Here is a 10,847-nt window from a genome sequence, read left to right as displayed (position 1 = left end):
CCGACCGAGGTCAGAGCGGGTTTTCTTGGTCGGGCTGACAGGATCTGAACCTGCGACCACTTGACCCCCAGGGAGCTCAATGCCGTCTCGTCGTGTCTCAGCGCGTCTCATCTGTGCAGTTCAGAGGCCATTTGGCGTCTCAAGCGTCTCGCCGCGTCCGGGCTGTTTGAACACGTCTTGGGACACTCTTGGGACACTGTGCAGGTTTCCCTAGGACCAGACGCGGTGCCCGGAGCTGGACCGAAGTTACAAATCGGAGCGGAATCTCTGTTATCAGCCCGCCAGTTTCCGAATGTTTGCCGTAGCCGTCTGGGCCGCGCCTCCCGCGTTGATCGATGGCACAAAGCCACTGAGGCCGATCATCACGGGCGCGGCCCGCCAGAGGGTGAGCAATCTGCACTTCCCTGTCATGGGTCGTCGATATCATTGCCGGCTATTGACTTAGGATGGGGACAGCGTGGCGCGAGAAGTGGGCAACTCGATCGGGCTCGGGTTCGGCAATGGAAGCGTGATCGACTACGGCGATAGCGTCGAGTACCGCCAGACCGGAAAATTGATCCCGGCCTTCCGGGTGACAGTCGCAGACATCACCGGTTTCTCAGTCCGCAAAGTGACACGCGACGACAAGAAGCGACTCGACGCGTCAGCGCTGCAACAGGTGTTTGTCGTGCAGGGCTCAGGAACGACCCTCGCAGAGGTCGCGGTAAACCACGGGACCGCCGCCAAGATTGAACAGGTGCTGCGCGCCCACCCGAGATTTGGGACCAACGTCCATCAATCGACGCCCGGCGCCAGTTCCACCGCTACGCCCACCACATCGTGGGTGGACGAGCTCGCCAAACTCGCAGCTTTGCGAGACACAGGAGTGTTGACCTCCGAAGAGTTCGAAATCGCCAAGCGCAAACTCATTAGCTGAGCTGCAGTCGGGCACACGAGCGACAGAGCTCAATCTGCGCGTCAGCAGCACTCGACTAACGACTTCGGGTGTTCAGCGCTCGTCCGAACAGCGGCCCGGGCCGGCAGTCGCGATGCGCCATGGCCGCCCGCGACAGCTCGCCCGTTTATTAGGTCAACGTGGTGAAAAGCACAACTATTGTCGCTTCTTTTGGTGCCGACTAGAAATGCTGCGCCACTGACCCCTGCGTCGCCATTAGTTTCCATAAAGTTCCGGTCAATGGCATTTCCGTCCTGGATTGAAGTTGCGGTAAACGCACGAGTGTGCAGCTTCGAGTCCAGTTGCGGCTTCGGACTATGTGCACTGCCAGGCGATCAAGGATGGATCTTTGCTCGAGCGGTGTAGGGGCTGACCTGAACGACGAATTCACCAACGCGCTGTCGGCGATGCGCACTCAGTTGGACGAGCAGATCTGGTAGACCGCTGTTTAATTGGCAACTTTGCAAATTGCTCGATCTTCGAACATCAAGATCCGCGGCGCCGCCACCCTCGGTCAGGCTCGCCGTGCGTCTTAACCAGAAAGGAACCTCCGTGGCTGGCAAGGCATCAGCGACGTCAACTACCTTGTACCGGCTGACTGCGGTTCCCAAACTCAAGGACGCGATACGCGATAAATACCTCGACGATGATGCCAAGTTCACAGAAGTGGACTGCACGGTCGGCGATCGTGCAGCCCTGTTGGTTCATGGACATATGAAGACCGATCGCGCCCGTTGGGCAGATCGACTCGGATCCCTGATCAATGTTCCATTCGATGCCGCCAACCAGAACGCGGCCGCAGTGCTTGTCATTAGAGGCGAGGGCGCCACGGCGTGGGCAGTCACCTACGGGATGGGGTTCCATCTTCTCGAGCAAGCACGCGTTGATCCCGGTTTTGGCCAGCGGATTGCAATCCGGGTTGCCCACCCGGACAGCTTGAACTCACTTACTAGTAAGACTATGGACAGTCGCGCAAAAGTGGACCGATCGTCAATCCCGTCCGGATCGCAGCTGAGTGGCTTCGGACTTGGGGATTTCGGGGAGCTCGTGACACGGATAGTAGCTACCGCCGAAATCACAGGTCTCACCGTCGGCAAGACGTTCACCCTGCGCGGTGCCGACGCGCTAAACCTGCCGCTGGCCCATACGCCTGAGAGCTTTCTAGCCGATCTATCCGCGCTCGAGGAAACTCTTCGAAAACCTCCGCTTCAGGAACTTCAGATTCTCGAGCAACTCGTCGCTTTCAAGAAGGACAGCCCCGAAGCGATCAGACTCGACGGTCTGCTGGCGATAGCTTTGCTCGACAGTGCCGACACCAAGGTCAGCGTGGCGTGGCCACATGAAGCCATCAACGAAAATGGAACACCCGAAGCATACAAATTGAAAGGTCGCCGAGGCCCAAAGGCCCCGCAGGACGGCGTGCCCACAATTGAGACCATTCGTCAGGCGGTCGACCCGGCCGATCCCTTGGGATCGCTTACACGCCAACGGATCCAGCTATTCAGTGACCCCGCGGCCCAAAACCCGATCAGCTCTGACATTGCAGTCCGCAAGTGGGTAGCGTACGAGACCCTCTTGGATGGCCGTCGATACTTTCTACACGACGGTATGTGGTACCTCATGGACGACAAGTACGCTTCGCAACTGCAGGACCGGGTACGCGAAATATTCAGCACTACTTGGGGATTGACCCTTCCAGCTTGGCAGATTGAGAACGGCAAGAAGGTCGATGAGGAAGATTACAACAAGGAGGCGGCGCGACAAATTGGCGGAGTTGTCCTAGACCGTCGACTAATCAGGACCACCCAGAACCGGCGGGGATTCGAAACTTGCGACATCCTCGCCCCCGACGGTGCACTGGTGCACGTGAAGAAGTCCGATGCCTCGGCGCCGCTGAGCCACCTATTTGCGCAGGGCCATAACTCAGCCCACTCGCTCACTCATGACAACGAGGCGCGGGAGAAGTTTCGCGAGCTCATCCAAAAGCAGGGCGGCAACACGGATTTGCTTAGAGAAAAGCCCTCGGCGGTAGTGTTCGCCATCGCAAAGGCTGCGGGTGAGCAATTCGATCCCGAATCATTGTTCAGCTTCAGCCAGGTCACCCTGGTTAGGACGGTCGACGACCTTCGTGCCAGAGGTATTGAAGTGATCGTTTTCCCCATCGAGAGCGCCGACGGCTCAAACCTTGAGAAGTGACGGTGACTGGCGCAAGCGATGAACGTAGTCGACACGCCGCATGGGGCAGATACGAGACACTGGCTCGGCATGATGCACCGTGCACGACCCTGAGATAGATCTTCGGGCTTTCGCCGATAACGCCTCGCTGGAAAACGCCCGATCGATAAACAACGATGAGCGAAAAGGGGACTGCCCCGGGGCAGTCCCCTCAGAAGCTGACATCGACCTCATCTACGTAGAAGGACCGTAGTTGATGACGAATGAATCTCGGTCGGGTTGAGATGTGATGTCATGCAACCGCTGTCGCGGATGGCGCTGTCATCCTAATTCGGTGGCGCCAAAGACAGCGAAGAAAACCGACAGCCGGTTGGCGGCTCGGCTAGCCGCGCTCGCTTCGCTGGGCGCTTCGGTTATCCACTTCGCCGTCGTACCCACCCACTGGCAGGAGTGGATGCCCGCTGGCGTGTTTTTCACATCGATCGCCCTCTCCCAACTGCTGTGGGCGCGGCTGGTTCTCACACGAACCACGACTCCTGTGCTTGCTGCCGGCACCATGCTCAACCTTGGAGCCATTGCGCTGTGGGCCATGTCCAGGACCGCGGGAGCCCCGTTCGGCCCCCACGCCGGGGAAGCGGAACTGATCCAAGCCGCGGACCTGTGCGCACTGTTGCTTCAAATTTACGTCGTGATGGGCGCCAGCTGGGTGTGGTACCGCGGCCTGCAAGGAGAGCCGGTACCGTTGTTCGGCAGCGCAGTAGTGCTCATGGGCGCAGTCGGTGTCGTGGCGCTGGCGTCCACGGTGGGTGTTGCTTCAGGTCTGCAGCACGGCCATCATGGGCCAGCGAGCGCAGACGGTGGTCACCACGGGGCGACCCCCGAGGATGCGCATAGCGATCACCACGGCGCTGACGTTAAGCCCGAGGAGCACGATGACCCTGGGACGACCGGCGAGCATGTCCATAGCCCTGACAGCAACCACGAACCGGCCACCCCGGCGCCGGTGAACGAGCCTGCCGGCGAATCGGCCACACCACCCGAAGTTCCGACGCCGACCGAAGTTCCCGCCTCACCCGATGTTCCAGCCCCAGCCGCGGTCCCGCTGCATGACGACCACAGCGATCACGATCACGGTGAGTAAACAGCTGATCTCGGCGCTGATGTGGCCCGGTAGGCAGATGTCCTCGTCGCTGCCGCCGCCGACCGATCCTCGAAAGTGCCGTGGACCGGATAGGCCGCGCGTGCCAACGCGCCGCCTGCCGTGTCAGCGATCCAGGACTGCGCGTGTGCTGGCCGCAGGGCTCAGGTCGAGGCGGCGCAACAGTTGCGCGTTAAGCGCCACGACGATCGTCGACAACGACATCAAGATCGCACCGACTGACATCGGCAGCACAAACCCGATCGGCGCGAGCACACCGGCAGCCAACGGCACTGCAATGAGGTTGTAGCCCGCCCCCCACCACAGGTTCTGCTTCATCTTTCGGTAGCTCGCACGGGACAGCTCGATCACCGACAGCACCGAGCGCGGGTCGGAACTGGCCAAGATGACACCGGCAGAGGCGATGGCGACGTCGGTGCCGGCGCCGATCGCGATGCCAACGTCGGCCTGCGCCAACGCCGGGGCGTCGTTGACACCATCGCCGACCATCGCGACCTTCTTGCCCTCACGCTGCAGGGCAGAGACCTTCGACGCCTTGTCCTCCGGGCGTACGCCGGCGAACACCCGGTCGATACCGAGTTCATAGCCCACCGCCTGGGCGACCGCCTCGGCGTCACCGGTGATCATGACCACCTCGACGCCGAGCTTGTGCAAGGCATCGACCGCGTCGCGTGATTCGGGGCGGATCTCGTCGGCCAGGCGCAGCCCGCCGACGACAGCGCCGTCGCGGATCACGTGCAGAATGATCGCGCCCTCCTCGCGCCACGAGGTCGCCGCGTGAACTTCCTGCGCGCCAATGTCTTCGAGCAGGCGCGGGCCACCCACGCGGATCTCGTGTCCGTCGACCGTGGCAGTCACCCCGACGGCGGGAGACGACGAGAAACCGTTCGCGCGTGGCACAGTCAGTCCCCGCTCCTCGGCGGCTTTCACGATTGCCCGTGCCAGGGGGTGTTCACTGTCGGCCTCGGCGGCGGCGGCCAGGGCGAGCACGTTGTCGTCGTCGAGGTCGCCGATGGCCTCGATCGCGGTCACGGTCGGTTCGCCCTTGGTGAGGGTGCCGGTTTTGTCGAAGAGCACAGCGTTAACGGTGCGCATTCCTTCTAGGGCGAGGCGGTCCTTGATCAGCACGCCTCCCCGCGCGGCGCGTTCGGTGGCGATCGAGACGACCAGTGGTATGGCCAATCCCAACGCATGGGGGCAAGCGATGACGAGCACGGTGATCGCCCGGACGACGGAGGCGTCGGGGTCGCCGACGATCGACCACACCGCGGCGGTGATGGCGGCGGTCCCCAAAGCGAACCAGAATAGCCAGCCCGCTGCCCGGTCGGCGAGGCGCTGGGCCCGGGAGGACGAGTTCTGCGCTTCGGTGACCAGGCGTTGAATTCCCGCCAGGGCGGTGTCGTCGCCGGTGGCGGTGATTTCGACCCGCAAACCGGAATCGGTGGCGACAGTTCCGGCTGTCACCGCATCTCCGACGCCGCGGTTCACCGGCCGCGATTCACCGGTCACCATCGACTCGTCCATGTCCGCTTGTCCGTCGACGATTCTGCCGTCGGCGGGGACGCTGCCACCGGGTCGCACGACCACCAGATCTCCCACCTGCAGGTCGGCGGGTGAGACGGTGATGATGCGGTCGCCGTCGACCTTCTCGGCCTCGTCGGGAAGCAGGGCGGCCAGGGAATCCAGTGCGGAGGTGGTCTGAGCCAGGGAGCGCATCTCGACCCAGTGACCGAGCAGCATGATCACGATCAGCAGCGCCAGTTCCCACCAGAACTCCAGTTCATGGTGGAGCAGACCCAGGCTCGCACCCCAGGAGGCGAAGAAGGCCACGGTGATCGCCAGCCCGATGAGCAACATCATTCCCGGTGTGCGAGAACGAATTTCGCTGACAGCGCCGGTGAGGAAGGGGCGACCGCCGACAACGTACATGACCGTACCGAGCAGTGGCGCGATCCAGCGGCCGCCGGGGACGTCAGGCACTTCGTAGCCGAGCAGCATGGCGAACATGGTCGAGAACGCGATAACAGGGATGGCGATGATCAGGTTGATCCAGAACAGCTTCCTGAACTGAGCAACATGATCGGCTCCATGGCTGGCATGGCCCCCGTGGTCAGCATGGTCGTCCTGGTGGACGCTGGTGTCGTGAACGCCGTGCTCGCCGCCGTCGTGATCGGCATGGTCGGCGTGCACGCCGGTGTGCGATGTCGCTCTGGCGTGCTCGTCGTGGTCAGTCATGTTGTGTCTCCTTGAGGAGTCTCACGTGTTCGTTCGCGGGGCTGTGTAGCAGCGAGGCGGCGGCGCCGGTGCACCGCCGTTGCGCGGTCATGACCGCACGAGTCGGGCGATGGCTTCGGATGCTTCGGTGAGTTTGGCGTCAGCGGCCGCTCCCCCGGCGGCAGCGGCGTCTCGAACGCAGTGTCGTAGATGGTCGTCGAGCAGGGCCAGCGCGACGCTCTGCAGGGCTTTGGTCAACGCGTCAGCCTGGGTGAGGATGTCGATGCAATAGCGTTCCTCCTCGATCATCCGGCTGATGCCGCGGGCTTGGCCCTCAATGCGTTTCAAGCGTTTGAGGTACTTGTCTTTGTCGGTGATGTAGCCGTGGTTCACCGAACCCGATGCCGGGCAGTCATCAGCGTCATCGACGTGCGTCATGGCAGATCCTTCGTTCCGGTGAGCGTGGGCACCGCCGCCGGGCTCTCGGCGGCCGGTGTGTGAGATGTCAGTCACGCCGCGCCGGCGTACTTGTCGGGGTCACGGTCGAACCGTGGGCCACATCCTTTGCAGCAGAACCAATACCTTCGGCCGCGGTAGTCGCGGAACAGGCCCGCGGCTTCGGCGGCCGCCTTGTCCACCGGCGTGCCGGGCATCACCGGGCATGTTGCCCGGTCCGTTGCGGGGTCGAGGAGGTTCGTGGCCGCAGGATTGATGACCGTCGTGTCGAGGTCTGGTGTTGAGCCGCTGCAGCAGCAGCTCGACGTCACGTTCTTGCTGTCGGACATGGGTTCTCCTTAGTCCAGTAGGGCTTAGTGGGTAGGGGCGGAGGAGGTGGAGGTGAAGCCGCGCAGCCGCAGGCTGTTGCCCACGACGAAGACGCTGGAGAATGCCATGGCCGCGCCGGCGAGCATCGGGTTGAGCATGCCCAGTGCTGCTACCGGTATGGCGGCGACGTTGTAGGCGAACGCCCAGAACAGGTTCGTCTTGATCGTCGACAGTGTTCTGCGGGACAGCCGGATCGCGTCGACGGCGCTGCGCAGGTCACCGCGCACCAGGGTGATGTCGGAGGCTTCGATCGCGACATCGGTTCCGGTACCCATAGCCAAGCCGAGGTCGGCTTGGGCGAGGGCGGGCGCATCGTTGACGCCATCGCCGACCATCGCCACCGTTTTGCCCTCGGCTTGCAGCCGGGCGATGACGTCGACTTTGTCTTTGGGCATGACCTCGGCGATCACGGTGTCGATGCCGACCTCGGCGGCGATCTGCCGGGCGACGGCTTCGTTGTCCCCGGTGAGCAGCACCGGCGTCAGACCAAGCTCATGCATCTGTGAGATTGCCTGCGCACTGGTGGGTTTCACAGTGTCTGCGACGACGAGTACTCCGCGAGCCTGACCGTCCCAGCCGACGGCGACCACCGTCTTGCCCTGCGCTTCGGCCGCTTCTTTCGCCTGCACCAACTCTGGGCTCAGGTGTTGGGACCAGTCGGCGAGCAGTGATTCGCGCCCCACGACGACGGCGTGGCCGTCGACGACGCCCTGCACACCCTCGCCTTCGACGTTGGCGAAATCCTCGGGGGTGGGTAGCGTCCCGAGTTCTTCGGCGGCGGCGGTGGCGATGGCTTGGGCGATCGGGTGCTCTGAGGCGTTCTCCACTGCCCCGGCCAGCCGGAGCAGGTCCATACGTTCTGTTCCCTGGACGGTAACGACGTCGACCAGGGTCATCTTGCCGGTAGTGACGGTGCCAGTCTTGTCCAGCACCACGGTGTCGAACTTGCGGGTGGACTCCAGCACCTCCGGGCCCTTGATCAACACGCCCATTTGCGCGCCGCGACCGGTGCCCACCAATAGTGCCGTCGGTGTGGCCAAACCCAATGCGCAGGGGCAGGCGATGACCAGTACCGCCACGGCGGCGGTAAAGGCCGCCGCGACTTCGAATCCCGCGCCCAGCCATGCGCCGAGCGTGATCACCGCGATCACGAGGACGATCGGGACGAAGACACCGGAGATGCGATCGGCCAGCCGCTGGACCTGGGCTTTGCCCGTTTGTGCGTTCTCCACCAGTTGGGCCATCTGCGCCAACTGGGTGTCGGAACCGATACGGGTGGCGCGCACCACCAGCCGCCCGCCGGCGTTGACGGTTGCACCGACCACGGTGTCCCCTGGGCCGACCTCCACGGGGACCGATTCGCCGGTCAGCATCGAGGCATCGACCGCTGATGTCCCCGATACCACCACCCCGTCAGTGGCGATCTTCTCCCCCGGGCGCACTACGAACTCGTCGCCCAGGATCAGGTCCTCGACGGCGATCTTCGATTCCGCGCCGTCGCGCAGCACGGACACGTCCTTAGCGCCCATCTCCAGGAGGGCACGTAGCGCCGCACCGGCCTGCCGTTTGGACCGCTTCTCGAAATAGCGCCCAGCAAGGATGAATGTCGTTACACCGGCGGCGACTTCGAGGTAGATGTTGGCGGCGCCGTGAGAAGGTGCCAGTGTCAACTCGAACGGATGCTTCATTCCTGGGGTGCCGGCGGTCCCGAAGAACAGCGCGTACAGCGACCACAGGAAGGCCGACAACGTGCCCAGGGAGATGAGCGTGTCCATCGTCGCCGTGGCGTGGCGCAGATTGGCCCAGGCTGCGCGGTGAAACGGCCACGCCGCCCAGACGATCACCGGCGCAGCCAGCACCAGCGAGGCCCACTGCCAGTAGGTGAACTGCAGCGCGGGGATCATCGCCATCGCGATGACCGGCACCGACAACAGCACCGAACCGGTCAACCGGTGGCGCAGGGACACCATGCCGGGGTCGTCGGTCTGGCCTGTCGCCCCAGGCGGGGCGGGCTTCGTCGGTGTGGGTAATACGGCGCTGTAGCCGGCGCTTTCCACCTCAGCGATCAGTAGTGCGGGATCGTATCCGTCGGGCACCGTGACGGTGGCCTTCTCGGTCGCATAGTTCACCGTGGCCGCGACACCATCGATCTTGTTGAGCTTGCGTTCGATGCGGTTGGCGCATGAGGCGCAGGTCATTCCCCCGATGCGTAGCTCAACGCTCGGGCCGGACACCGGTGTCGATGTCGTCATGTGTGCCACTGCCTTTCAGATTCTGCGTCGCGCGGAAGTCGTCAGTGCCCGCCGGCATGGCCGGCGTCGCGCGAAGGTTCTGGCGCGGGCTGATTGGTGTCGCCGCGTGCGGCGTCGACGACGAACGTGGCGGTGTGCACGGTGTCGTCGACCTTGAAGTCGAGGTAGAGCAGGTAGCGACCGGCGGTGGGTGCGGTCGCCGCGAACGACACCCCAGGCCCACCGGTACGGCCCCCAACCGGCTCAGCGCCCTCAGGGTGCACATGCAGATACGCCAGGTCGCCCTCACGCAGCGCGACGAGGTGCCCATAGGCCCCCAGGTAGGGCTGCAATGTCGTCACCGGCTCGCCGTCACGAGTCACCATTGCTGTGAGCTTCTTCGAGACGCCCGCGGTGAGCGCACCGTCGAGTTCCACGGTGTACCCGGCAATTTCATCCGAGGTGCGTGTCGTCAGCGGGGGCGACGGGACCACCTCGCCGGCCACGTCGACGGTGCGGGTGAGCGTGAGTTTGATGCTGCTGGCCAGGGCAGGTTGAAAGTCCGCGAACACCCGATAGGTGCCGGCGGACTTCCACGTCCAAGGCGTCGACCATATGCCGGTTGCCTGATCCAGGACCGGGTGTACATGCGCAAAATGCTCACCATCAGAACGGACGACGATGAGATGCAGCTGCTTGTCGTGCACCGTCGCGTAGTCCAGAAGCGGCGCACCGCTGGGATCAGCAATGGTGAAGCTCAAACTGCCACGATCGTTGGGTGCGCCGGGTGCCCGCACCGCGCTGAGCGCGTATCCGTCTTGGGCGAGCGACAACCCCGGCGGATCAGCGGACAAAGGAGATACCGGCAACGCCTGCTCGATCGGCGCGCTGTGATCAACCGCGGGCTCAGCGCCAACGTGCTGAGTGGCCGTCACCGCGGTGTCGGGGTCGACCGCCGCGGCGGTGACGTACGCAGCCGTGAACGCCACCGCCAGTCCCGCACCGAAAGCGGCCAACCGTCCCGCAGCGTTCATGCGACACGCACCGCCGAATAACCGGCCTCGTCGACCGCATGCAGGATCTGGGCGTCATCGACGGGACCGCTGGAAGTCACGATCAGAGTGCCCGTCGAAGCGCTCACCTCGACGTCTTGAACCCCGGCGACCTCGCTGACTTCTTCTCGCACCGACAGCTCACAGTGCCCGCAGGTCATTCCCGTGACGGCGTACGTGATCGTGCTCATGACCGAACTCCCATCTTCAACGCGTGATACCCCTACCCGGTATGCGTACACCAACCTATACCCCTA

The 10,847-nt window shown here is 63.6% G+C and carries 9 protein-coding genes; 3 read left to right on the top strand and 6 right to left on the bottom strand.

From position 1 onward, the window contains the following. The first annotated feature begins 457 nt into the window (after positions 1–457). The 3 genes from IC40_RS0106540 to IC40_RS0106520 all read left to right on the top strand — a co-directional run bounded on the left by IC40_RS0106540 (position 458) and on the right by IC40_RS0106520 (position 4,250). Positions 458–916, top strand: a complete 459-nt coding sequence (locus IC40_RS0106540; protein ID WP_110783354.1) for an SHOCT domain-containing protein — start codon at positions 458–460, stop codon at positions 914–916. 570 nt (positions 917–1,486) lie between these two features. Next, positions 1,487–3,130 carry a DUF6119 family protein gene (locus tag IC40_RS0106525; protein WP_157837303.1) on the top strand — a complete coding sequence of 548 codons (1,644 nt, stop codon included), beginning with the start codon at positions 1,487–1,489 and terminating at the stop codon, positions 3,128–3,130. Positions 3,131–3,395: 265 nt separating this feature from the next. Further along, positions 3,396–4,250 carry a hypothetical protein gene (locus tag IC40_RS0106520; protein ID WP_030133938.1) on the top strand — a complete coding sequence of 285 codons (855 nt, stop codon included), beginning with the start codon at positions 3,396–3,398 and terminating at the stop codon, positions 4,248–4,250. Positions 4,251–4,373: 123 nt separating this feature from the next. Here IC40_RS0106520 and IC40_RS0106515 read toward each other — a convergent pair whose 3' ends face one another. The 6 genes from IC40_RS0106515 to IC40_RS0106490 form a co-directional block, all read right to left on the bottom strand. After that, positions 4,374–6,503 (bottom strand): heavy metal translocating P-type ATPase, encoded by a 2,130-nt coding sequence (locus IC40_RS0106515; protein ID WP_030133937.1) that lies wholly within the window; start codon positions 6,501–6,503, stop codon positions 4,374–4,376. Positions 6,504–6,590: 87 nt separating this feature from the next. Next, on the bottom strand, positions 6,591–6,920 hold the full coding sequence (locus tag IC40_RS0106510) for a metal-sensitive transcriptional regulator (protein WP_030133936.1): 330 nt from the start codon (positions 6,918–6,920) through the stop codon (positions 6,591–6,593). Between the two features lie 71 nt (positions 6,921–6,991). Beyond that, positions 6,992–7,267 (bottom strand): YHS domain-containing protein, encoded by a 276-nt coding sequence (locus IC40_RS0106505; RefSeq protein ID WP_030133935.1) that lies wholly within the window; start codon positions 7,265–7,267, stop codon positions 6,992–6,994. Between the two features lie 24 nt (positions 7,268–7,291). Continuing rightward, complete coding sequence (locus tag IC40_RS0106500; RefSeq protein ID WP_030133934.1) at positions 7,292–9,559, bottom strand: heavy metal translocating P-type ATPase; 2,268 nt, start codon at positions 9,557–9,559, stop codon at positions 7,292–7,294. Between the two features lie 41 nt (positions 9,560–9,600). After that, a complete protein-coding gene (locus IC40_RS0106495) occupies positions 9,601–10,572 on the bottom strand; it encodes a DUF8832 domain-containing protein (RefSeq protein ID WP_030133933.1) in 972 nt (323 codons plus the stop codon). Beyond that, complete coding sequence (locus tag IC40_RS0106490) at positions 10,569–10,781, bottom strand: heavy-metal-associated domain-containing protein (protein ID WP_030133932.1); 213 nt, start codon at positions 10,779–10,781, stop codon at positions 10,569–10,571. The genes IC40_RS0106495 and IC40_RS0106490 overlap by 4 nt, the downstream gene beginning before the upstream one ends. Positions 10,782–10,847 lie beyond the last annotated feature (66 nt).

Origin of the sequence: Mycolicibacterium neoaurum ATCC 25795, assembly GCF_000691525.1 — a bacterium.
Classification (GTDB): Bacteria; Actinomycetota; Actinomycetes; order Mycobacteriales; family Mycobacteriaceae; genus Mycobacterium; species Mycobacterium neoaurum.
This window is presented reverse-complemented; position numbering and strand designations above follow the sequence as displayed.

What these genes read in the sequence shown, in the direction of transcription:
- IC40_RS0106515 (WP_030133937.1), bottom strand. Translation starts at nt 6,503, where the DNA reads ATGACTGACCACGACGAGCACGCCAGAGCGACATCGCACACCGGCGTG.
- IC40_RS0106510 (WP_030133936.1), bottom strand. Translation starts at nt 6,920, where the DNA reads ATGACGCACGTCGATGACGCTGATGACTGCCCGGCATCGGGTTCGGTG.
- IC40_RS0106505 (WP_030133935.1), bottom strand. Translation starts at nt 7,267, where the DNA reads ATGTCCGACAGCAAGAACGTGACGTCGAGCTGCTGCTGCAGCGGCTCA.
- IC40_RS0106500 (WP_030133934.1), bottom strand. Translation starts at nt 9,559, where the DNA reads ATGACGACATCGACACCGGTGTCCGGCCCGAGCGTTGAGCTACGCATC.
- IC40_RS0106495 (WP_030133933.1), bottom strand. Translation starts at nt 10,572, where the DNA reads ATGAACGCTGCGGGACGGTTGGCCGCTTTCGGTGCGGGACTGGCGGTG.
- IC40_RS0106490 (WP_030133932.1), bottom strand. Translation starts at nt 10,781, where the DNA reads ATGAGCACGATCACGTACGCCGTCACGGGAATGACCTGCGGGCACTGT.